The 23,033-nt window shown below is 67.0% G+C and carries 20 protein-coding genes; 12 read left to right on the forward strand and 8 right to left on the reverse strand.

Features of this window, described 5'->3' with window-relative positions:
* Nucleotides 1-8: 8 nt before the first annotated feature.
* Nucleotides 9-734, forward strand: a complete 726-nt coding sequence (locus tag G7Y82_RS07165; protein WP_168147581.1) for a S1 family peptidase — start codon at nt 9-11, stop codon at nt 732-734.
* Nucleotides 735-778: 44 nt separating this feature from the next.
* Here G7Y82_RS07165 and ilvD read toward each other — a convergent pair whose 3' ends face one another.
* The gene (gene ilvD / locus G7Y82_RS07170) at nt 779-2,626 is read right to left on the reverse strand and encodes a dihydroxy-acid dehydratase (RefSeq protein WP_168147344.1); all 1,848 of its coding nucleotides are present in this window, start codon (nt 2,624-2,626) and stop codon (nt 779-781) included.
* A gap of 102 nt (nt 2,627-2,728) precedes the next feature.
* Between ilvD and G7Y82_RS07175 the strand changes: the two genes are divergently transcribed.
* Together G7Y82_RS07175 and G7Y82_RS07180 are read left to right on the forward strand one after the other, a co-directional pair.
* Nucleotides 2,729-3,616, forward strand: coding sequence for a LysR family transcriptional regulator (locus G7Y82_RS07175; protein ID WP_168147345.1), 888 nt, complete (start codon nt 2,729-2,731; stop codon nt 3,614-3,616).
* A 109-nt stretch (nt 3,617-3,725) separates the two neighbouring features.
* On the forward strand, nt 3,726-4,463 hold the full coding sequence (locus G7Y82_RS07180; RefSeq protein ID WP_168147346.1) for a dienelactone hydrolase family protein: 738 nt from the start codon (nt 3,726-3,728) through the stop codon (nt 4,461-4,463).
* A gap of 15 nt (nt 4,464-4,478) precedes the next feature.
* On the opposite strand, the gene G7Y82_RS21680 is transcribed toward G7Y82_RS07180, so the two are convergent.
* Complete coding sequence (locus tag G7Y82_RS21680; RefSeq protein ID WP_277346257.1) at nt 4,479-4,610, reverse strand: hypothetical protein; 132 nt, start codon at nt 4,608-4,610, stop codon at nt 4,479-4,481.
* Nucleotides 4,611-4,908: 298 nt separating this feature from the next.
* Between G7Y82_RS21680 and G7Y82_RS07185 the strand changes: the two genes are divergently transcribed.
* From G7Y82_RS07185 to G7Y82_RS07195, 3 genes are all read left to right on the forward strand, one after another.
* Entirely contained in the window at nt 4,909-5,388 is a 480-nt protein-coding gene (locus G7Y82_RS07185) for a carboxymuconolactone decarboxylase family protein (protein ID WP_168147347.1), read from the forward strand.
* Nucleotides 5,389-5,579: 191 nt separating this feature from the next.
* Nucleotides 5,580-7,040: a DUF3500 domain-containing protein gene (locus G7Y82_RS07190; RefSeq protein ID WP_168147348.1), complete on the forward strand. Its 1,461-nt coding sequence runs from the start codon at nt 5,580-5,582 to the stop codon at nt 7,038-7,040.
* A 7-nt stretch (nt 7,041-7,047) separates the two neighbouring features.
* Nucleotides 7,048-8,373 (forward strand): HupE/UreJ family protein, encoded by a 1,326-nt coding sequence (locus G7Y82_RS07195; protein ID WP_168147349.1) that lies wholly within the window; start codon nt 7,048-7,050, stop codon nt 8,371-8,373.
* A gap of 60 nt (nt 8,374-8,433) precedes the next feature.
* Here the strand turns inward: G7Y82_RS07195 and G7Y82_RS07200 are convergent, their stop codons facing one another.
* On the reverse strand, nt 8,434-8,919 hold the full coding sequence (locus tag G7Y82_RS07200; RefSeq protein ID WP_168147350.1) for an Hsp20 family protein: 486 nt from the start codon (nt 8,917-8,919) through the stop codon (nt 8,434-8,436).
* 165 nt (nt 8,920-9,084) lie between these two features.
* Between G7Y82_RS07200 and G7Y82_RS07205 the strand changes: the two genes are divergently transcribed.
* The gene (locus G7Y82_RS07205) at nt 9,085-9,687 is read left to right on the forward strand and encodes an O-methyltransferase (protein WP_168147351.1); all 603 of its coding nucleotides are present in this window, start codon (nt 9,085-9,087) and stop codon (nt 9,685-9,687) included.
* 20 nt (nt 9,688-9,707) lie between these two features.
* On the opposite strand, the gene G7Y82_RS07210 is transcribed toward G7Y82_RS07205, so the two are convergent.
* The gene (locus G7Y82_RS07210; RefSeq protein ID WP_168147352.1) at nt 9,708-10,604 is read right to left on the reverse strand and encodes an SDR family oxidoreductase; all 897 of its coding nucleotides are present in this window, start codon (nt 10,602-10,604) and stop codon (nt 9,708-9,710) included.
* 77 nt (nt 10,605-10,681) lie between these two features.
* Between G7Y82_RS07210 and G7Y82_RS07215 the strand changes: the two genes are divergently transcribed.
* Nucleotides 10,682-11,539 (forward strand): helix-turn-helix transcriptional regulator, encoded by an 858-nt coding sequence (locus G7Y82_RS07215; RefSeq protein WP_168147353.1) that lies wholly within the window; start codon nt 10,682-10,684, stop codon nt 11,537-11,539.
* Between the two features lie 456 nt (nt 11,540-11,995).
* Here G7Y82_RS07215 and choxAB read toward each other — a convergent pair whose 3' ends face one another.
* Nucleotides 11,996-13,654 carry a cholesterol oxidase gene (choxAB, locus tag G7Y82_RS07220; protein WP_168147354.1) on the reverse strand — a complete coding sequence of 553 codons (1,659 nt, stop codon included), beginning with the start codon at nt 13,652-13,654 and terminating at the stop codon, nt 11,996-11,998.
* Nucleotides 13,655-13,758: 104 nt separating this feature from the next.
* Complete coding sequence (locus G7Y82_RS07225) at nt 13,759-16,224, reverse strand: flavin-containing monooxygenase (protein WP_168147355.1); 2,466 nt, start codon at nt 16,222-16,224, stop codon at nt 13,759-13,761.
* 198 nt (nt 16,225-16,422) lie between these two features.
* On the opposite strand from G7Y82_RS07225, the gene G7Y82_RS07230 reads away from it, so the two are divergent.
* A complete protein-coding gene (locus tag G7Y82_RS07230; RefSeq protein WP_168147356.1) occupies nt 16,423-17,436 on the forward strand; it encodes an AraC family transcriptional regulator in 1,014 nt (337 codons plus the stop codon).
* 13 nt (nt 17,437-17,449) lie between these two features.
* Here G7Y82_RS07230 and G7Y82_RS07235 read toward each other — a convergent pair whose 3' ends face one another.
* On the reverse strand, nt 17,450-18,373 hold the full coding sequence (locus G7Y82_RS07235; RefSeq protein WP_168147357.1) for a LysR family transcriptional regulator: 924 nt from the start codon (nt 18,371-18,373) through the stop codon (nt 17,450-17,452).
* 100 nt (nt 18,374-18,473) lie between these two features.
* Here G7Y82_RS07235 and G7Y82_RS07240 point away from each other — a divergent pair, with 100 nt between their 5' ends.
* Nucleotides 18,474-19,898: an aldehyde dehydrogenase family protein gene (locus G7Y82_RS07240; protein ID WP_168147358.1), complete on the forward strand. Its 1,425-nt coding sequence runs from the start codon at nt 18,474-18,476 to the stop codon at nt 19,896-19,898.
* 15 nt (nt 19,899-19,913) lie between these two features.
* Here G7Y82_RS07240 and G7Y82_RS07245 read toward each other — a convergent pair whose 3' ends face one another.
* Nucleotides 19,914-20,582: a TetR/AcrR family transcriptional regulator gene (locus tag G7Y82_RS07245; protein WP_206370442.1), complete on the reverse strand. Its 669-nt coding sequence runs from the start codon at nt 20,580-20,582 to the stop codon at nt 19,914-19,916.
* An 87-nt stretch (nt 20,583-20,669) separates the two neighbouring features.
* Between G7Y82_RS07245 and G7Y82_RS07250 the strand changes: the two genes are divergently transcribed.
* Entirely contained in the window at nt 20,670-22,133 is a 1,464-nt protein-coding gene (locus G7Y82_RS07250; RefSeq protein ID WP_168147360.1) for a flavin-containing monooxygenase, read from the forward strand.
* A gap of 13 nt (nt 22,134-22,146) precedes the next feature.
* A complete protein-coding gene (locus G7Y82_RS07255) occupies nt 22,147-23,025 on the forward strand; it encodes an SDR family NAD(P)-dependent oxidoreductase (RefSeq protein WP_168147361.1) in 879 nt (292 codons plus the stop codon).
* Nucleotides 23,026-23,033: the final 8 nt, after the last annotated feature.

A 23,033-nucleotide genomic window follows, 5' to 3' on the forward strand; every position in this document is an offset into this window, starting at 1 on the left:
TGCGGCCTCTGGCCGAGCGCGTCCTGTTCGCGGCGACGCGCATTTCGACTTTCGATGGCGCGCTGCCGCTGACCGCCGCCAGCGGATTCTTCTTCGAGCGTGACGATCAGCTCTATCTGATCACCAGCCGGCACGTGCTGATGGACGCGCCGAGCCATCATTTCCCGAACCGCATCGAGATTGAACTGCATACGGACGCGCGCAATCTGACGCGCTCGACTGGCTTTTCGATCCTGCTCTACGAAAATGGCAACAGCGTCTGGCGACAGGCGATCGACAGTGGCGGTGATGTCGACGTCGCGGCGATTCGTATCGAGCGTGCGCGGCTGCCGGACATGGCGGTGCTGCACGCGTTCACGCCAGACGATATCCAGCCGCTCGATGGCGGTGTCGAAGTCGGTGCGGCGCTGTCGATCATCGGCTTTCCGCTGGGCTTTCACGACACGCTGCACCATTTGCCCGTGGCGCGGCAGGCGGCACTGGCGTCGGCGTTCGGCATCCGCTTTCAGGGCAACGGCTATTTCTTGACCGACGCGCGGACGCATCGCGGCACCAGTGGCGCGCCGGTGCTGTGGCGTCAGACCGAAGCCAGTCGCGGTGCCGCGGCGTGGCGCCTGCTCGGCGTGCACGCGGCGCGCATGGACGTCAGCACGCGTGATCTGATTCAGGACGAGACGTTGGCGCTGAACTGCGCGTGGTACGCCGACATCCTGATGACGCTGACGGCACCCTGAGCGCCGCCGGCCTGCGCGGCCGGCGACGCTCGAGGCGGCGACGTTCAGTCGTCGAGCAGGTCCAGATTGCGCACCGCGCCCTTGTCGGCGCTGGTCACCAGCTTGGCGTAGGCGCGCAGTGCGGCGCTGACCTTGCGCGGGCGCGGCGCCGCCGGCTTCCAGCCCTTGGCGTCCTGCGCAGCGCGACGCTGGGCGAGCGCGTCGTCGCTGAGAGCGACGCGGATCGAGCGGTTTGGAATGTCGATCTCGATGCGGTCACCGTTCTCGATCAGGCCGATGTTGCCGCCTTCCCCCGCTTCCGGCGAGACGTGGCCGATCGACAGGCCGGACGTGCCGCCGGAGAAGCGCCCGTCGGTGACCAGCGCGCAGGCCTTGCCCAGACCCTTGGACTTCAGATAGCTGGTCGGGTACAGCATTTCCTGCATGCCCGGGCCGCCGCGCGGGCCTTCGTAGCGGATGACGACGACGTCGCCTTCTTTGACTTTGCCGCTGAGGATGGCCTCGACCGCGGCGTCCTGGCTTTCCAGCACGACGGCCGGGCCGCTGAACTTGAGGATGCTGGCGTCGACGCCGGCGGTCTTGACGATGCAGCCGCGCTCGGCGAGGTTGCCGAACAACACGGCGAGACCGCCATCCTGGCTGTACGCGTGTTCCTTGCTGCGGATGCAGCCCTTCTCGCGGTCGAGATCGAGCGCGTCGTAACGGTAGTCCTGCGAGAACGCCTGCGTCGTACGGATGCCGGCCGGGCCGGCGCGGAAGAAGGTCTGCACCGCAGCGTCGTCGGTCAGCGTGATGTCCCACTGCTTCAGCGACGCCGCCACGGTGCCGCTGTGCACGGTACCGGCGCTGCTGTCGAGCAGGCCGGCGCGATCGAGTTCGCCGAGGATGGACACCACGCCGCCGGCGCGATGCACGTCTTCGAGGTGGTGATGGCTGCTCGGCGCGACCTTGCACAGGTTCGGCACCTTGCGCGACAGACGGTCGATGTCGGCCATCGTGAAGTCGACATCGCCTTCCTGCGCGGCGGCCAGCAGATGCAGCACGGTGTTGGTCGAGCCGCCCATCGCGATGTCCAGCGACATGGCGTTCTCGAACGCGGCCTTGTTGGCGACCTTGCGCGGCAGCACCGACTCGTCGCCGTCGACGTAGTAGCGCTTGGCCAGTTCGACAGCCAGCGCGCCGGCGCGGCGGAACAACTGCTCGCGATCGGCGTGCGTGGCGACCAGCGAGCCGTTGCCCGGCAGCGACAGGCCGAGTGCTTCGGTCAGGCAGTTCATCGAGTTGGCGGTGAACATGCCCGAGCACGAACCGCAGGTTGGGCAGGCCGAACGCTCGATCTGGTCGACGTCGGCATCGGAAACGCGGTCATCGGCGGCGGCGACCATCGCGTCGACGAGGTCGAGCGGGATCGGTTTGTCCTGGCCGGCGAGCTTGGTCTTGCCGGCCTCCATCGGGCCGCCGGAAACGAACACGACCGGAATGTTGAGGCGCATCGCCGCCATCAGCATGCCCGGCGTGATCTTGTCGCAGTTCGAGATGCAGACCAGCGCGTCGGCGGTGTGTGCGTTGCACATGTACTCGACGCTGTCGGCAATGATGTCGCGCGACGGCAGCGAATAGAGCATGCCGTCGTGGCCCATGGCGATGCCGTCGTCGACGGCGATCGTGTTGAATTCCTTGCCGACGCCGCCGGCCTTCTCGATCTCCGAGATCACCAACTGGCCGAGATCCTTGAGATGCACGTGTCCGGGCACGAACTGCGTGAACGAGTTGGCGACGGCGATGATCGGCTTTTCGAAATCGCCGTCCTTCATGCCGGTGGCGCGCCACAGTGCGCGGGCTCCGGCCATGTTGCGGCCGGCGGTGCTGGTACGGGAGCGGTAGTTGGGCATGGCGTGACTCGGCTGGCGGTAGCGGGCAGTCCATCATTGTCCTTGGCCTTGGCTATACGCGCCAATACAATATCTGTCGTGCCGCCATATGTTTGACGAATAGTGGAACTGCGCCAGCTACGTTACTTCGTGACCGTTGCCGAGGAAGGCGGCTTTTCCCGTGCCGCCGAGCGGCTGCACATCTCGCAGCCGCCGCTGTCGACCCAGCTGCGCCAGCTCGAAGACGAGCTCGGCGTGCGCCTGTTCAAGCGCAGCAATCGCGGTGTGACGCTGACGCCGGCCGGCACCGTGTTCTCCGCCGAGGCGCGGGCGATCCTCGCGCGGCTCGATCATGCGCGCGGCAAGACCCTGGAGGCCGAGCTGGGCGAGGCCGGCGTGCTCTCGGTCGGTTTCGTGTCGATCGCCGACTACAGCATCCTGCCGCCGGCGTTGAAGCGCTTTCGCTCGCGCTACCCCAAGGTCGAAGTGCAGCTCCATGAGCTGACCACCGACGCGCAGATTCGCGAGCTGCGCGCTGGCCGGCTCGACCTCGGCATTGGCTTGGCGCCGGTCGACGAGCCGGGGCTGCGTTTTCGCCGCGTGCTGCGCGAGGAACTGGTGCTGGCGGCGCCGAGCGGCGAGGCGGTGGTCGAGCCGGTCGATCTGCGCACATTGGCCACCGCCAGCTTCGTGATCCCGCCGCGTGACGTTGGCCCCGGACTCTACGACTTGATCCTCGGCCAGTGCCGCGCGTCCGGCTTCGTGCCGCGCATCACCCAACACGCACGGCAGATGCAGACCGTGATCGGCCTGGTCTCGGCCGGCATGGGTTATGCGTTGGTGCCGTCGTCGGTGCGCAACCTGCAGCGGCCCGGCGTGCAATACCGTCGTCTGCGCGGCAAGCCGGCCCGCATCGAGCTTGGCATCCTGCGACCGCAGGATCGCACGAGCCCGATGCAGGACCGTTTCATCGAAGCGCTCGGCGAGGCGGCGGCGCAGGCCGACACCTGAGCGCTCATTTATGGCCGCCGGCTTGTCCTGCTGGGCGGTGGTTGGCGTGTCACGGAACTCCGTGGCGACACGCGCATCGAAAACGCATCTCCCCCAACGCAAGAAAACCATGAAGAAGATCGACATCAAGACCGCCGATGGCGTTTGCCCCGCCTATGTGTTCACCCCGGAGGGCGAGGGTCCCTGGCCGGCGGTGCTGATGTACATGGACATCTTCGGCGTCCGGCCGGCGGCGATGGAGCTGGCCGAACGCCTGGCGAGCAATGGCTACTACGTGCTGCAGCCGGATCTGATGTGGCGACTTGGTGATTACGGGCCGCTCGATCCGGCCGCCGTGTTCGCGGACAGTGAAAAGCGCAAGGCATTGTTTCCGGCGCACCTGGCGGCGGCCTCGCCCGCGCATGTGATGTCCGACACGCGTGCGTTTCTCGATGCGATCGCGGCCGATCCGGACGCGCGCGACGGCCCTATCGGTGCGGTCGGCTACTGCCTGGGTGGACGGCTGGCGCTGACGGCGGCGGGCACCTACCCGGACGCGTTTGCCGCTGTGGCGTCGTATCACGCCGGGGGGCTGGTGACCGAAGATCCCTATGCGCCGGTGCAGTTGGCCGGGAAGATGCAGGCCCGGCTTTACATCGGTGGCGCGAAGGACGATGCGTCATTCACCGACGACATGAAGGCGGCGCTGGACGTGAAGTTCCGCGAGGCCGGGCTCGACTATGTGATCGAAACCTACGATGCCCAGCACGGATGGGTGTATCGCGATTTCCCGGTGCACGACGCCGCTGCTACCGAGCGCCATTGGCAGACGCTGACCGCTCTGTTCGGCGATGTGCTGAAATCCTGATTCAGGCGGAATGCGTCACCGCGTGGCGGCGCCGGCGCGGCGCCGGCGTCGCGTGCGAACGGCGTCCTGCACGATCATGCCGAGCAAGGCCAGCAAACTGCATGACGTGATGCCGACCACGACGGCGTCGAATGGCTCGAAGTTCATCGCCGACCTCCGCGTCGTGTTCGTGTCTGGGGTCCATCCCGCAAGACGGGTGGCCTGGCCCCCGCCGTGTGTGCCGCGCTTTCCATCGCCCTTGCCCTGATCGCCTGTGCCTGGGCGGCGCCCAGGCTGTCCCTGAATCAAGCAAGAAGCTCGCCGGCGAATGCCGGCACTGGCCAGCACGGTGTGACCAAAGTCACATTGCAAGGGCAGCTTGGCGTCGCCGCACCATCGTCGGCATGTCACATCACGCCGCGGCCGCTCGTCTTGTCGGTGTCATTCACCACAACAGGCCCTCTCCATGTCCCGCCTCAACTACGCCCGCCTCGCGCCCGAGTTGTTTCAAAAGTATGCCGCGATCGGCATCAGCGCCCGCGATCAGAACGGTATCGACCCCGCCATTCATCATCTGATCGACATTCGCGCGTCGCAGCTCAACGGCTGCGCGTTCTGCCTCGATATGCACGTCAAGCAGGCCAAGCTGCACGGCGAGCGCGAACTGCGCCTGCACCATATCGCGATCTGGCGAGAGTCACCGCTGTTCGATGCGCGCGAGCGTGCCGCTCTGGAATGGACCGAAGCGCTGACGCAGCTGCCGCCGCTCGGCATTCCGGACGAGATCTACGAGCGTGTCCACGCCCAGTTTGACGATCAGGCGCTGGTGGCGCTGACCTATGCGGTGATGATCATCAACGGCTGGAATCGCATCAACGTGGCCTTCCGCGGCGAGCCCGGCTCCCTGGATCGGGCTTACGGCCTCGACAAGGCGGGGCTGGTCTGAATCGCGAAACTGTCATGCCTGAAAGACTCCTCTCGAATTGTTTCGCAATGTAGAAATTTTGCCGAGACGTGGCAAAAGCTTTTCCATGGCTGAAATCCGCAGTGAATTGCACCTTTTTGTCGATAAGCTGCTGGTCATCAGGGGTGTCGCATCTCGCGGCTCCCGGCTTGATCAAACGTGGAGGTGGCGAGATGGCGATTCGGTTCGTGCGGTGGAGCATGGTCATGCTGCTGGTGTTCGGCGCCGCGGGCCTCACGGCTTGCGGCGGCGGCAGCAGCTCGGATTCCGACAGCAGCAGTTCGGACTCGGCGCCGACCATCAGCACCGAGCCGTCGTCGGTTTCGGTGGCGGTTGGCAGTTCGGCCACGTTCTCGGTCACCGCCAGTGGCGGCACGCTGAGCTACCAGTGGTACAAGGCCGGTTCGGCGATCAGCAGCGCGACCAGTTCCAGCTACACGATCAGCTCGGTGACGAGTGATGACGCCGGCAGCTACTACGTCGTCGTGACCAACAGCTACGGCTCGACGACCAGCAGCACGGCGACGCTGACCGTCAGCGACAGCACCGCGTCCTGCGATACCACCTACATCGACGAGGTGCTGACCGCGATCGACACCTTCGAGTCGGCGATCGGCTCGTCGCTCACGGCGACGACGCAGTACGACACGTCGTCGTACACGACCTCGCAGCTCAACGTCTATCGCACCGACTGGTCGAACCTGCCGAACACGTCGTACAGCCGGCCGGGCATTACGCTGGGTGACCTGAGTTCGTCGACGCAGATCGAGGCGTTCAACACGCTCGCACAGACGGTGCTCGGCGATGCGGGCTATGAGGATTTCGAAGGCGTGCTCGCCGCCGACGATTACCTCGGCTACACCAAGAACTCCAATGGCTATGGAGCCGAGAACTATCACGTCGCGTTCATCGGCACACCGTCCGAGACCGGGATGTGGACGCTGATGCTCGGGGGTCATCACATGGCCTACAACATCACCTTCAACGGCGGCTGCGCCTATCCGACACCGCATCACATCGGCGTCGAGCCGCGTACTTCGTTCAGTTCCAACGACCACTACGCCAGCGCTTATGGAACCGCGGTCTACGACTCGGGCACGTACAAGGTGCTCGACAGCAAGGCCTCGGCGATGGTTGCGATCTTCAGCAATCTCGGCAGTACGTTGCTCAAGAGCGCGTTCCTGTCCGGCGAGACCTTCTCCGACGTGCTGATCGGCCCGGTCGAGGGCGGCACCGGTAGCTATTCGGAAGTGAGCAGCGAGTTCAGCGCCGTTGAAGACAGCAGCGAGCGTGGCGTGCTCGTTTCCGAGCTGTCGACCGCTCAGCAGGCCTACGTGACGGCGGCAATCGAGCAGTTCGTCGACGACTACGACGACACGACGGCGGCGCGGCTGCTCGAGGACTACGAGGACGGCTACGACAGCACCTACATCGCCTGGGCGAATTCGTCCGGGACCTATAGCAGCTCCGGTCCGGATGTCACCTCCAACGAGACGTACATGCGCATCGACGGGCCGCGCGTGTGGATCGAAATCGCGTGCCAGAACGGCGTGATCATCAGCAATCAGACGCACTACCACATGATGTTCCGCGACAAGACCTACGACTACTACAACGAACTCTCAAGCGACTGAGGTGGTGATGTCGTCGCTGTGGCGTCGTCTGCAGGCCGTGGCTGTGGCGATCCTCGTGATCGCCTTTCCCGGCCATGCCGACGCGCACGACGTGCCGCCGAGCATCGTCATGCTCGACATCGGCCGCTCGGCGGTCGATGTCGAGATTCGACTTCAGCTCAGCGAACTCGGTCATGCGCTGCGCCGGTCGTTGCCCACCGAGCCTCGGCAGGTGATATCGCAGGATGGCGAGCGCATCAGGCGCTACGTGGCCGGGCGGATCGCAATGCACAGCCGTGACGGCCGCGCATACGTGCTGCACGTCACGGCGCTCGATCTCGAGCACACCGATAACGCCAACTGGATCAGCAACGACTGGCTGGTGGTGCACGCGCGCTTTGTTGCGCCGCCCGGGGCGTCGACCGAACGCTTCGCGCTCGACTACAAGCTCATCATCGAGCAGGTGCTGTCGCATCGCGCGATGATTTATGTGCGGCGCGATCTGCGCAACGGCCTGATCGGTGACGCGCCGCAATTGCTCGGGGTCGCCGCGTTCGGCAATACGCATGTCACGGTCGACGGCTCGGCCGGCGGCTGGTGGCAGGGCTTTCGGCACATCTTCGGTCTCGGCATGCAGCACATCGCCACCGGGACCGATCACCTGCTGTTCCTGCTGGCACTGCTGTTGCCGGCGCCGTTGGTGGCACGTGAGCGGCGCTGGCGCGAGCGCAAAGGCATTGCCCATAGTGTGCGCGCGATCATCGGCGTCGTCAGCGGCTTCACGATCGGGCATTCGTGCACGCTGGCGCTGGCGGCGTTCGGCATCGTCGCGCCGCCGACGCGCCTGGTCGAGCTGCTGATCGCGGTGTCGATCCTCGTGTCAGCGCTGCATGCCTGGCGGCCTTTGTTTGCCGGTCGCGAAATTTTCATCGCCAGTGGCTTCGGTCTCGTCCATGGGCTGGCCTTTGCCGAAGTGTTATCGGGCCTGAACTTCGATCCGACGACGGTGGTGCTGAGCCTGCTCGGCTTCAACCTCGGCATCGAAGCGATGCAACTGCTGGTGATCGCAGCGACGTTGCCGCTGTTGTTGTGGATGAGTGTGCGGCCCGTCTATCAAGTGGTCCGCCCCATCGGTGCGGCATTCTCGGCGGTCTGCGCCTGCGGCTGGATTGCCGAGCGCGGCTTCGGCCTGTACAACCCGCTGACGCCGGTCGTCGACTGGCTGGCGCCGCCGCCGCTGTGGTTCGTGGCGCTGTTGTGCGCGGCGAGCTTCGCGGCATTCGTGGCCTTGCTGTTCGGCACGCGCGCGCATCCGCGAATTTCCGGGATGCCGGCGGCGCTGCGCGCACGCTGAGTGCAACGACAGAGGGCGCCGCAATGGGCGCCCTCCGGGCAGCGGTGCCGCGATCGAGGCTTACGCCGCGGTCTGCGCGGTCTCGGTCGTCACCGCGGCGTTGGCCGCCGCCTGCGTCGGCAGTTCGGTGCCGATGCTGATGCGGCGCGGCTTGGCCGCCTCCGGGACGCGACGCACGAGGTCGACGTTGAGCAGGCCGTTCTTCAACGACGCGCCGCGCACCTCGATGTGGTCGGCGAGGCGGAACGAGAGCTTGAACGCGCGCTGGGCAATGCCCTGATGCAGATACTGCACGCTGTCGCCGGTCGCTTCGCGACGGCCGCTGCTGATCGTCAGTACGTCCTTCTCGACCTGGATATCGAGATCGCCTTCGGCGAAGCCGGCGGCCGCAACGACGATGCGATAGTCGTCGTCACCACGCTTCTCGACGTTGTACGGGGGGTAGGAGCTGCCGCTTTCGCTGCGCAGCGCAGACTCGAACAGATCGCTGAAGCGATCGAAGCCGACGGACGAACGGAACAGCGGTGCAAAGGTGAGCGTATTCATATCTAAACAACCTCCAATGAGCGAAGTTTCAAGTGGCCGGAACCCAGACTTCGGCGTCCCGGTGTTTCTCATCTAAGGCCGGCCCCGCGCTTTTCAAGCGCTGCGCCACGAACCGTGGCGGCGATCGCCGGTCTGAATCGTTCCCCCACAGACGAGGGCCAGACCATGGACGCCAGGATCACCGCTGTACTCGATGAATATCACGCGCGCATGCAAAGAGAGCGCGACATGCCGCGCGAGGTACCGTCCGGTCAACGGGACATGCGCATGCGTGCCGTCGGCCCGCAGACCGGACAGCTGCTCAATATTCTCGCACGCAGCCTGCCGGCGCCGATCATCCTCGAACTCGGCACTTCGTTCGGCTACTCCGGCATCTGGCTGGCCGAAGCGGCGCGGGCCAGCGGCGGCCGGCTGATCACGATGGAACTGCATGACTACAAGTCGACGTATGCGCGCGAGATGTCGATCAAGGCCGGATTGGCCGACGTCGTCGACTTTCGCGTCGGCGACGCCGTACAGATGATCAGCGCGCTGCCGCATGGCATCGACTTCGTGCTCGTCGACCTGTGGAAGGACCTTTATGTGCCGTGTCTGGAGGCGTTCTATCCGAAGCTGAACGCCGGAGCGATCCTGGTCGCCGACAACATGATCCGGCCCGGAAACGAGGACGTGAAGCGCTACGGGCGCGCAGTGCGCGCCAAGCCCGACATCAGCAGTGTGTTGCTGCCGGTCGGCACCGGACTCGAGATCAGCCGCTACGAGCCGTAGCGGCCGGCCCGGGCGCCACCTCAGGTGGCGAAGTAGTCGGCGTGCTCGAGGTCGTCGATCAGCGTCGGCCGGTCCGGTTGCCAGCCGAGCTGTTCGCGCGTCCACTGGCTCGACGTCCGGCAGCCCATCGACGCGAAGGCCGTAAAGCCGCCGAAATGCGCCGCGGCCTCGGCGCCCGGCGCCTTGCTCATGACCGGCACGCCGAGTCCGCGGCCGATCGCGGCAGCCAGTTCGCGCATCGCGATGCCGCTTTCGGCGACGGCGTGGTAGCGCGCGCCGACGGCGCTTTTCTCCAGCGCCAGTCGATAGACCTTGGCGGCGTCGACGCGATGCACGGCCGCCCAGACGTTGTCGCCGCCACCGATGTATGCGGCGACGCCGGTGGCGCGCGCGAGCGCGATCAAACGCGGGGTGAAACCGTGATCGCCGCCGGCGCCGTGCGTGGTCGGCGGCAGGCGGATCGCCGAGGTGTGCAGGCCGCGTTCGGCGAGCGTGTCGACCAACTGCTCGGTGGCGATGCGCGGGTTCGGGCCGAGAGCGCGGCTGCGCTCGTCGACGACGCCCGTCGGCGAGCTCAGCAGCCCGGTGCCGGACGTCACCAGCAGCGGCCGCGACGACCCGCTCAGTTCGTCGCCGATCGCCTCGAGCGCGCGGCGCTCGATCTCGCAGTTCTCGGCGAACCTCGTGAAATCGTGAATAAAGGCGCAATGGATGACACCGTCGGCCTGCGCGGCGCCGCGGCGCAGGCTGGCGGGATCGGTCAGTTCGCCGCGATGGACGCGGGCGCCGGCGCGCGCGATCTTGTCGGCCGCAGCGTCGTTACGTGCCAGGCCCAGTACCGTATGTCCGTGGTCGAGCAGTTCGGCGACCACCTTCTGGCCGACCCAGCCGGAAGCGCCTGTGACGAAGACTTGCATATCGAATTCCAGATTCGGGGGGCAGGCGCAGTATTCTTGGCGGCGAATCCGTGAAAAAGCCGGGAGCGTTTACCGGTATGACGACTAACACCTTGGCCTCGCTGCCGCCGGTGGTGCCCGAACCAGCGGTGTCGCTCGGCAGTTTCCTGCGTGACCGACGCGCACGCCTGCAACCGGAGGCGGCGGCACGCGGCCGGCGCCGCACGCCCGGTTTGCGCCGCGAGGAAGTGGCGGCACGCGCCGCGGTCAGCGTGACCTGGTACACCTGGCTCGAACAGGGGCGCGGCGGCGCGCCGTCCGAGGAGGTGCTCGAACGCCTGGCGCGCGCGCTCGAACTCGACGCCGCCGGCCGCGAGATGCTGTTTCTGCTGGCCCAGCAGCGGCCGCCGCCGCTGACGCCGGCGCGCGCCGCCAGCGTGCCGTCGGCGCTGCAGCACGTGCTCGATGCGATGCCGCTGAGTCCGGCGCTGGTGAAGACGCCGGCCTGGGATGTCGTCGCCTGGAATCGCGCGGCCACGGCGGTGCTGACCGACTACGGCAAGGTCATGCCGAACGAGCGCAACACGCTGCGGCGTCTGGTGCTCGACGCCACGCACCGCGATCGACTGCCGGACTGGGAAGACAATGTGCGCTTCGCGATCGGCGTGTTCCGCGTCGACGTCGCGCGCGCCGGCGGCAGCCCCGAAGCCGATGCGCTGATCGCGGAGCTGCTCGCCGCCAGCGAAGATTTTCGCCGTCTGTGGGCCGAGAATGACGTCCGCCACCACGGCACCGGCCGCAAGCGCTTCCTGCATCCGGAAGTCGGGGCGGTGACGTTCGAGACCGCCGCGTTCGCTGTCGAGGGCGCCGACGGTCTGACGATGATCGTCTTCACGCCGGCGACGGCCGAGGATGCGGTGAAGGTGGAGGCGCTGGTCGACGGCGAGCCGGAGTAGGGCGCCGGGGATCTCCTGCAGGAGCAACTGTCTTGTTGGGCGGGTGCAGGGCGAGGCTTTCGCCCCGCCCGCACGCGAAGGGGGTGGCTGGGGGAGGTGGGCGCCGGAAGGCGAGGCGTTGTTACACCGAACGTTTGCAGGTCGCGGCTTGCGTCGCTCCCACAGGGGGCGGGAATCTGCCGGCTCGGGCGGGCTGTCCGCCCGGCGAGCCGCAACCTCCAGCATCAAACCGACCTCCCTACGCCTTTGTAGGAGCGGCGCAAGCCGCGACGCCGTGCGTGCGGTGCGCTCGTGGATCGCGGCTTGCGCCGCTCCTGCAGGGACGACACGCACAACACATGAGCGTCCTCAGGAGTGGCGCCAGCGGCGCCCCGTCGCAGTCGTTCCGGATGCCGCTCAGGCTCGCACGGTCGTATCGAGCGCGGGATGAACCCGTGCGCCGCGCACGGCCGCCCGCTAAGCCGCCAGCGCCGCCTCGCGCTGCGGCGTTTCGACGCGGGCCTGCTTCTCCGGGATGAACGACATCGCGCGCTCGGCCAGGGCGGTGATCGTCAGGCTCGGATTGACGCCGAGATTGGAGCCGATCATCGAGCCGTCGACGACGTACAGATTGCGGTAGTTGAAGACACGATTCTGCGTATCGATGACGCCGCTGCCGGCGTCGGCGCCGATCGCGCAGCCGCCCATGCAGTGCGCGGTGAACGGCACGTTGAACAGAATCTCGGTGATCGTCGTCATCGGTGCGCCGCCGAATTGTTTGGCGACTTTCTCGGTGAAGGCGTTGGCTTCGGGAATGAAGGTCGGGATCGCATCGCCTTCGCTTGAAAGCAGCCTGGCGAACGGCCAGAACCAGCGCCGCTTCAGGCGCATGCGCAGCGAACCTTCGACGGTCTGCATGACCAGGAAGATCAGCGTTTGCCGCGCGAAGCCGACCGGATTGCTCATGCGCAGGAAGCTGATCGGGTGCATCAGCGCCGCCCACAGCCAGACGAAGATGCGTGTCCAGCCCGGCTTGCCGCCGACCAGCGCCGTCGTCATCAGGCCCATCGCGTCGGCGCCGCGCGTGTAGCGTGTCGCTTCGATGTGTGTGTGCTCGTCGAGGTGGATGGACGAGCCGATCGCCACGCCGCGCGACATGTCGACGTCCTTGCCGGGGAAGCGCACGCCGAGGATGGACTCGGCATTGGTACGCACGCCGTTGCCGAGCTGATCGGACACGTTCGGCAACGAGCCGCTCTGCTTGAGACGGAACAGCAGCTCCATGGTGCCGAGCGAGGAACCGGACATCACGACATTGCGCACGCGCAAGTGGCGGCGACGCTTCATCAGCCACGACGTTGACGATTCGATCGTCACCAGATAGCCGTCGCTGCCGTCGAGCACGCCGTTGAGCGGGCGCACGTCGACGACCTTGGTTTGCTCGTAGACCTTGGCGCCGCGCTTTTCGGCGAAGTACAGATAGTTCTTGTCGAGCGTGTTCTTGGCGTCGTGCTTGCAGCCGGTCATGCAGCCGCCGCAGGACGTGCAGGTGCTGCGCGACGGGCCTTCGCCGCCGAAGTACGGATCCGGATAGCGCTTGCCGCCGGCTTCGCCCTCGGGCGGGAAGAACGCCGCGACGCGGGTCGGCTTGAAGGTATGGCCGACGCCGGCCGCTTCGCCCATTTTCTTCAGCATCTGATCGGCCGGGCCGAGGATCGGATTCTCGGTGACGCCGAGCATCTGCTCGGCGCGCGCGTAGTGCGCCGGCATCTCGCCCTTCCAGTCCGACAGACCGGCCCAGCTGCCCTGATCCCAGATGTGATCCGGCGGCACCAGCAGCGTATTGGCATAGGTGATCGAACCGCCGCCGACGGCGTTGCCGCAGATGATGATGGCGTGGCGGAAACCGCGGATGTTGAAGAAGCCCTGCAGCTTCAGGCCCGGCCGCCAGATCCAGCGGCGCGTGTTCCAGTTGTTCTTTGGAAAGTCCTCGGGCCGCCAGCGCTTGCCCATTTCGACCACGGCCACCGAATAGCCTTTCTCGGTCAGCCGGCAGGCCGAGACGCTGCCGCCGAAGCCGGAGCCGACGACCAGATAGTCGTAGTCGTATCCGTCGCGCTTGCTGGTGCTGTTCATCGTTTCTCCTCGCTTGCGGCGCCGATCGTTCGTCGGCGTACGGGCTTGTTGGGGTCAGGCTGACACCGTGTGCGGAACGCGTCCAGCGCACGGCCGGCAGCGCCTCATGGCGTTGCGGCCTGCGGCCGACGGTGCGCGGCGGGTACCGCATCCGGTGCCGCGGTCTGCGCCCGGCAGAACGCCGCCATGGTCTGCAGGGCATCGACCGCCGTCTGCAGATAGAACGACTGCAGGTGGAAGACATGCCAGCGCGCTTCGTGCCGTTCGAGGCGCAGGTCCACGCCTTGCGCCACCGCGCGCTGTGCGAAACGCGTCGCGTCCGACAGCAGGATCTCCTGCTCGCCGACCTGGATCAGCGTCGGCGGCAGACCACTCAGGTCGCGTTCGAGCAGGGGCGTGTCGGCGCCGCCGTACCAGCGCAGGCCCTGCTCGACCCAGCCGCGGCGCAGCATCGGATCGATGGCGGCGTTGTCGCGTACGGTATCGCCGGACAGCGACGGATCGGTGACCGGCGAGATCACCGCCAGCGCCGCTGGCGTCTTGCCGAGCTCGCGCAGGCGCAGCGCCAGTTCCAACGCCAGCGCGCCGCCCGCCGAATCGCCGGCAATCGCGATCTGCTCCGGACGGTAGCCATGCACCAGCATCGCGTTGAAGCAGGCCAGCGCATCGTCGAGCGCCGCCGGATACGGATGTTCGGGCGCCAGCCGGTAGTCCGGCACCCAGACCGCCATGCCGGACGCGTGCGCCAGATGCGTGGAGATGCTGCGATGCGTACGCGGGCTGCCGAGACAGAATGCGCCGCCGTGTAGGTAGAGGAGGGCGGTGGACGGCCGCTCGCGCGGCGCGCGCAGGATCTCGACAGGACGATCGGCGATGCGAATGCGTTGCCGGTGCGTGCCGGCTTTGCCCGGCATCGTGGTCGACAGCGCCTCGACCCACGCGCGCTGTATGGGCGCCGGAAACGGCGGGCCGATCAGTGGCCGGAAGCTGGTGCGCAGAATGCCGCGCAGTAACGCCGCGCTGGCGCGCTCGCGCATCGCCTGCAGCGCCAGAACGCGCGTCGAATACCCGGCCGCGTCCGCGTCGGGCGCCTCGAAGCGATAGGCCTGCAGGCTGCGATGCGCCGTGATCCAGCGGTACGAGAACGTGAAGCCCGGCCAGTTCGTACTGTTGTGGCCGTTGGCGTCGACGTACCAGCTCTTGCAGCCGTTCCAGACCGTGGCGCCGAGGCGCTGCTGCACGCGCGCGTTGTAGCGCGTGTGGCGCTCCGGCTTGACCTCGACCGTCGCCGCGCCGCTGTCGCGCATCTGCGCGATGCAACGCATCACGTGCGCGATCTGACTTTCGAGCATGTAGACGATGGAGTTGTGGCCGAGGTTGGTGTTCGGCCCGTAGAGCATGAAGAAGTTCGGAAAGCCCGGCACGGCCATACCCAGATACGCCGCCGCGCCGTCGCGCCAGGCGGCGTTGAGATCGACGCCGGCGCGGCCGGTGATCGTCATCGGCGCGAGGAATTCGGTGGCGGCGAAGCCGGTGCCGTAGATGATGGCGTCGACCTGGTGGTGACGGCCGTCGACGGCCTCGACGCCGGTCGCGGTCACGCGGCGGATGCCGTCGATCACGAGTTCGACGTTCGGCCGCGCGATGGCTGCGAGATAGTCGCTGCTGAGCAGGATGCGTTTGCAGCCGATCGGGTAGTCCGGCGTCAGCTTGCGGCGCAGCGCCGGGTCCTGAACCTGACGGCGCAGCAGGCGGTGAAACGGCAACGCCACCGCCGGCTTCATCAGCGACTTGAAGCGCGTGAACGCCAGCGCGCGCGACTCGTATTTCAAATAGATGCCGAGGCGGTGCAGCTTGGCCAGCGCGGGTATCTCGGCGAACGCGCGTTTCTCGATCGCACGATACGGCCGGTCCGGCCGTTTCATCATCCACGCCGGCGAGCGCTGGAAGACGGTCAGCGACGCGACCTGCGGCGCGATCGCCGGCACGAACTGGATCGCCGACGCGCCGGTGCCGATCACCGCGACGCGTTTGCCGGCCAGTTCGTAACGCGTATCCCAGTCCGCCGAATGGAAGCTGTGCCCCTGAAAATCCTCGATGCCGGGAATCGACGGCAGGGCCGGGCGGCTGAGCTGGCCGACGCCGCTGACCAGCAGGCGCGTGACGAGTTGATGGCCGTCGGCGAGCCTGACCGTCCACAGCTGCGTCGCCTCGTCGTACTGCGCGCCGCGCACCGCGGTGCCGAAGCGGATGTGCGGCAGCAGGCCGTATTTGTCGGCGCAATGGCGCAGGTAGTCGGCGATCTCCGGCTGGCGCGCGAATACATGCGTCCAGTCGGCCTTCGGCTCGAACGAAAACGAGTACAGATGCGACGGCACATCGCAGGCAGCGCCGGGGTAGTGATTGTCGCGCCAGACGCCGCCGACGTCGGTCGCGCGCTCGACGATGACGAAGTCCTCGATGCCGGCGCGGCGCAGTGCCACGCCCATGCCGATGCCGGAGAAGCCGGCGCCGATGACGACGACGCTGAGCGGCGCATGGCCGCCCGGATGAAAGCCGGAATCCGCCATGATCAGACTCCCGCCGCGTGTGCCGTCGCCGGCACCTTGCTGGACGTTTCGCGCATGTCCGCTGCTCCTCGTGGCGCCTGCGTTCGGGCGCACTTCTTTCAATACGGCCATGGTGCGGTCGGCGCGTCGCGCCGGCTATGACGGCGGGGGACAAAAACTTTATGATTCAGGCCAAATCATGGCCTGAATATCACGAGCATGGCGTTCTGGGATTTCAAGCGCAGTCCGGCCAGCGTCGATCTCATCGTCGCGTTCGGCCGCGATCTCGGCCTGTCGCCGGCGGCGCTGCTGCGCGGCAGCGGCATCTCGCGCGCGCAGTTGACCGATCCGAACGTCGACATCAGTGCGCTCAAGGAACTGAAGGTCACCGCCAATCTGCTGCGCCTGTCCGGCGCGCCGCCGCGCCTCGGTCTGGGCCTGGGGCTGCGCTACGGCTTCACCTGTTACGGCTTCTGGGGCTACGGCCTGATCGCCAGCGCGACCGCCGCCGATGCGCTGGCGCTGGCGCTGCGCCACCTGCCGCTGACCTACGCATTCACGCACATCTCGTCACAGCGCGAAGGCGATCGGGTGTTACTGAACTTCGAGCCGCCGGACTTCGACGACGAGCTCAAACGCCTGGTCGTCGAACGCGACATGGTCGCGGCCGCGACGCTGCTGCATGAACTGGCCGGCGAGCACTTCGCGCTGCAGAGTCTGCAGCTCGGCGTCCCGGCGTCGACGCGCAAGGTCGCGACACTGGCGATGCCGACGCGCGTGTTCGGCATCGCCCCGGTTTACGGTGCGGCGCGCAGTCAGCTCAGCTTCGATGCCGCATTCCTGGCACGCCGTCTGCCCGGCGCCAACCCGATCACCGCCGCCGCCTGCGAGCAGTTCTGCGCGGAGCTGGTGCGACGCCGGCAAGGCCATGCGTCGACCAGCGAGACCGTCCGTCAGTATCTGGCGATTCCCGGCGTGCGCCTGCCTGATCTGGTGACGATGGCGCGACATCTGAACACCAGCGAGCGGACCCTGAAACGACGCCTGCACGACGAAGGCACGTCGTTCCGGCTGCTGCTGGAAAGCCGCCGCCGCGCGCTGGCGCGCGAGCTGCTGCGCGATCGCGAGTTGAGCCTTGGCGCGATCGCCGAGCGTCTCGGCTTTGCCGATCTGTCGAGCTTCTCGCAGGCGCACAAACGCTGGCACGGCGTGTCGCCGAAGGCGGCGCGCTGACGCGCCGTGCGCGCTACTTTCGAGCGCGTCGCGGCGGCCGGCCGGCGGCAGTGCGCTGTTCGCGGATCAGCTCGATCATCGCGCGCAGCCCGGCCGGCACGTGGCGGCGTCCCGGGTAGTACAGGCACAGGCCGTCAAACGCCGGCGTCCAGTCTTCGAGCACGCACCGCAGCGTACCGGCCGCCAGATCGGGGGCGACGTTCCATTCGCTCAGGTAGGCGAGGCCGACACCGTTGCGCGCGGCCTGCAACATCAAGGCGCCATCGTCGAGCGTCAGTGGCCCCTTCACGTCGATCTGCTGTGTTTCGCCGCGCCGCTCGAACTCCCAGCGCCAGACCGCGCCGCCCGGCATGCGGCTGCGGATGCAGGGGCGCTGCAGCAGGTCGACGGGCGTGCGCGGCACGCCGTGCTCGGCGAAGTAGGCCGGCGAGCCGACCACGACCAGACGCTGCGACGGACCCAGCGGCACGGCGATCATGTCCTGCGGCACCATTTCCGCGAGGCGGATGCCGGCGTCGAAACCTTCGAGCACGATGTCGATCAGCCGCCCCTCGGTGACGATGTCGACCTGCATCTCCGGATAGCGGCGCAGGTATTCGAAAACGAGGGGCTGCATGACCTGCTGCGCGGCGCCGAGCGAGGTGTTGATGCGCAGCACGCCGCGCGGGGTGTCGCGCTGGTCGCCGGCCTGTTCGATCGCGCCGCGGATGGTCGCCAGGGCCGGCGCGATCTCCTGCACGAACTGCTCGCCAGCCGCGGTCAGCGTGACGCTGCGCGTGGTGCGATGGAACAGGCGCACGCCGATGCGCGCCTCCAGCGCTGCGACCGCGTGGCTGAGCGCCGAGGTCGACAGGCCGAGCGACGTCGCGGCGGTGCGGAAGCTGCGATGTCGGGCGACGCTGACGATGGCGTCGAGTTCGGTCAGGCCGGAGCGCATTGTCCTGATTCGTTCAATGAAGCATTTCGATTTATCCGACTTATCGAAACAATCCTAAGCCCATACCGTAGCGGCCGTCACCTCATGCGATGGAGTCGCCATGAAAAGCGTCGATCAGATTTACATCGATGGACAGTTCGTCACCCCGCACGGCAACGAATGGTTCGATCTGCACAATCCCGCCACCGAGCAGGTCATCGGCCGGGTGCGCCTGGCCGACGCCGACGATGCGCGGCGGGCGATCGCCGTGGCGCGGCGCGCGTTCGCCACCGTCTCGCGCAGCGACAAGCGCACGCGCATCGAATGGCTGCAGCGGCTGCACGACGCGATGCAGGCGCGCGAAGCCGATCTGCTGGCGGCGATCGTCGAGGAATACGGCGCGCCGGCTTCGCGCGCGGTATGGATGGCCAGGCATGGTGCCAGCCAGTTTCTCGAAGCGGCGCAGGTGCTGGAGGACTACGCGTTCACGCGCCGCGCCGGCAGCGCGCAGGTCGTGTTGCAGCCGGTTGGCGTGGTCGGCGCGATCACGCCGTGGAACAGCGATGCCGGCTTCATCTGCGGCAAGCTCGCGGTTGCGATCGCCGCCGGTTGCACGGTGGTGATCAAGCCCAGCGAGATGAGTGCGCTGCAGACGCAGATCGTCAGCGAGGCACTGCATGAAGCGGGCCTGCCGCCGGGGGCGTTCAACATCGTCACCGGCCGCGGTGACGTGGTGGGCGCCGAAATCGTTGCGCATCCTGATGTCGCGAAGATTTCGTTCACGGGATCGACGGCGGTCGGCAAGAGCATCCTGCGCAGCGGCGCGGAAGCGCTCAAGCGCATCACGCTCGAACTCGGCGGCAAGTCGCCGACGCTGATCCTCGACGACGCCGATCTGCAGACGGCGATCCCGATGGCGATCGATGCCGGCTTCATCAACAGCGGCCAGGCCTGCATTGCCGGCACCCGCATTCTGGTCCCGGAACGCCGGCTCGCCGAAGCCGAAGCGCTGGCCAGGGCGGCGGTGGAAGCGGCGGTCGCTGGCGATCCGCAGGACCCGGCGAGCACGATCGGGCCGATGGTCAGCGCCAGGCAGTGGCAGCGCGTGCAGCACTACATTCGCCGCGGTATCGAGGAGGGCGCGCAGCTGCTGGCCGGCGGCGAGGGCCGGCCGTCGCACCTCAGTGCCGGCTGGTTCGTGCGGCCGACGATCTTTACGCGGGTGCGCAACGACATGACGATTGCGCGCGAGGAAATCTTCGGGCCGGTACTGTCGCTGCTGAGCTATCGCGATGAAGCGGAGGCGATCGCCATCGCCAACGATACGAGCTATGGCCTGCAGGCCTATGTGATTTCGCCCGACATCGAGCGCGCGCAGCGCGTCGCCGCGCAGATCGACGCCGGCCGGGTGCTGATCAACACCCTGGCGCACGAACCGCGCGCGCCGTTCGGCGGCTTCAAGCAGTCCGGCATCGGCCGTGAGTACGGCAGCTTCGGCCTGGAGGCGTATCTCGAAGTGAAGTCGGTGCTCGGCGTCGCCGCCTGAGTCGTCGCGCCGTCTTCAGCGGCGGTCGGCGCTCTCTTCTCCGAGGGCGCCGACCAGGCCGCGCAGCAGCCGCGCATTGGCCGAGACCAGTGTCGCGCGTGCGGCGTGGTAGTCGGTCAGCAGCCAGTGCATGGCCGACTGGCTGATCGCGCCGACCAGGGCGATGGTGGTGATGTCGGCTTCCTCGTCGTCCAGCGGCCAGCGCGGCTGCAGTTGTTGCGCGACGTCGAGCAGCAGCCGCGCGAAGCGCTGGATGCGCTGTGTGTACAGCGTCTGGATGCGCGGACTGACGCCCAGCACTTCCAGCCAGCAGACCCGCGTCATGCGCGCGTCCTCGACGGCGGCAAAGAACGCGTCGAGGCCGGCGGCGACGATCGCGTCGGGCGTGCGCGTCGTCGTCGCGGCGATCGCGGCCAGCACCTGCGCCTCGATGTGATCCATCGACGCACCGTGGATCGCCGCCAGCAGGTCTTCGGTGTCCTGGAAGTTCTTGTAGAAGTAGCGGTCGATCAGCCCCGCTTCCTTGCACAGCATGCGCACCGTCGTCGCCCGGTAGCCGACCGTGCCGAACAGCGTCAGGCCGGCGTCCAGGAACTGGCGACGCTGGCGTTCCTGCCGGGCGGCGGCGCTCTCGCCGCCATAGGTGCGGCCGGTGTCGGCGGTGGCGGATTTGGGGGCAGCCATGCGCATATTTGACGACAAGCGTCATCAGAAATAAAGTGATGTCAGTTGTCATCACATTGGCGGCGCATCGCCGCGGCGGGGGAATGCATGGATCGGAAGGCCTACAAGGTCGTCATCATCGGCAGCGGTTTCGGCGGGCAGTGCGCCGCGCTGCGCCTGCTGGAGCAGGGCATCGACGATTTCCGCATCCTCGAACGCCGCGATTTCATGGGCGGCACCTGGTGCCAGAACCGCTATCCGGGCGCCGCGGTCGACGTGCAGTCGCCGCTGTATTCGATCTCGTCGGAGCCGTACCGCTGGTCGCAGATGTTTGCCGAACAGGACGAGCTGCAGCGCTACACCCATGGCGTGATCGACAAGCACGGCCTGCGCGCGCGCACCGACATCAACACCAATGTCCGCGAGGTGCGGTGGGACGAGGCGGCCAAGCGCTGGATCATCGGCACCGACGCGGCCGGCACCTACGAGGCGCAGATCCTGATCAATGCCTCCGGACCGCTGAGCACGCCGGTGGTGCCGAACTTCCCCGGCCGCGACACCTTCAAGGGCAAGAGTTTCCACACCAATGCCTGGGATCACGATTACGACTACCGCGGCAAGCGGGTTGCCATCGTCGGCAGCGGTGCCAGCGCCGCGCAGGTGATTCCGGCAATCGCCGACCAGGTCGGTTCGCTGCATGTCTTCCAGCGCTCGCCGCACTGGGTGCTGCCGCGCCCGGACCGCAAGTTCTCGAGCTTCGAGCGGGCGCTGCTCGGCATGCGGCCGCTGTACAAGCTGCTGCGCTGGTCGATCTACTGGGCGCTGGAGTCGCGCGTGATCGGCTTCAAGTACTCCAAGACCATGCTCAATGTCGTCGCACAGCGCGTCGCGTTGAAGCACCTCAAGGCACAGGTGCCGGACCCGGTGCTGCGCCAGAAGCTGACGCCGGATTTCACGATCGGCTGCAAGCGCATCATTTTGTCGAGCACGCTGTATCCGGCGCTGTCGCGGTCCAACGTCACGCTGCACGACCGCCACGACGGCATCGCCTCGATCAACGAGCGCGGCATCGTCACTGCACAGGGCGAGCAGCTCGATCTCGATCTGATCGTCTGGTCGACCGGCTATGACGCCACCGACGGCGTGATTTCGTATCCGGTGATCGGCAAGGGCGGCACGCCGTTGTCGCAGGTCTGGGCGCAGTATCCGCGCGCCTATCTCGGCACTGCGGTGCCGGGCTTCCCGAACCTGTTCGTCGTCACCGGACCGAACACCGGCATCGGCCACACCTCGGCGATCTTCGTCATCGAGTCACAGATGAATTACATCGTCGACGCGATCCGCCGCCTCGAAAAATCCGGCAAGCAGTCGATCGAAGTCAGCGCCGCGGCCGAAGACGCCTACACGCGCATGATTCACACGGAGATGGAACGCACGGTGTGGAAGGCCGGCGGCTGCAAGAGCTGGTACCAGAGCAAGAGCGGCCACGTCGTCGCCATGTTCCCGGGCTTCAGCTTCACCTATCGGCGTCTGGCCAGCCGCTTCAAGCCGCAACACCACGTCTTCGCCTGAGCCGGAGCGCGCAATGAAAGATTTCCGCGACAAGATCGTCGTCGTTACCGGGGCCGGCTCCGGCATGGGCCGCGCGTATGCCGTCGAATTCGCGCGCCTCGGCGCGCGGCTGGCGCTGAATGACTTCGACGCGCCGGCGCTGGCCGAAACCGTGCGCCTGTTGGGTATCGACGAGGGCGAGCGTCTGCACAGCGCCGCCTTCGACGTCGGCGACCGCGCGGCGATGGAGCGCTTCGCAGGCGATGTCCGAACGCGGCTCGGTCATGCACACGTCGTCATCAACAATGCCGGGATCGAAGGCGTCGGCAAGCCGGTCTGGGCGACGCCGGCCGAGGCTTACACGCGCGTCCTGCACGTCAATTTCCACGGCGTGCTCAACGGCACGCAGGCGTTTCTGCCGCAACTGATCGAAAACGGTGAAGGGGCCATCGTCAACGTTTCCAGCATCTTCGGCCTGATCGGTCCGCCCAACCATGCCGACTACAGCGCCAGCAAGTTCGCGGTGCGCGGCTTCACCGAGGCCCTGATGGTCGAGCTGCGCGGCACGCGCATCGGCGTGCATCTCGTGCATCCGGGCGGCATCGCCACCAACATCGCACGCCAGGACCGCACGCAGGCGTTTCGCCACAAGTATTTGTCGACGCCGCCGGAAGCGATCGTTCGTCACGTCATTCGCGGCATCCGCCGCGGCACGCCGAAGATCGTCTACGGGCACGGTTCGCTGAAAACCTGGCTCGGCTCGAATCTGCTGCCGCTGCGCTGGCTCAATCCCATCATCTGGCGCGACATGGCCGGCGTCATCGACCGTCGCGACTATCCGCCTTCGCCGCTGACAGTGTTACCGTCGCGCGATCGCCATCACCCCGAGCCCGACCAAGATCAGGCCGCCTGAGGAGATCA

Origin of the sequence: Solimonas marina, from assembly GCF_012241385.1 — a bacterium.
Lineage (GTDB): Bacteria > Pseudomonadota > Gammaproteobacteria > Nevskiales > Nevskiaceae > Solimonas > Solimonas marina.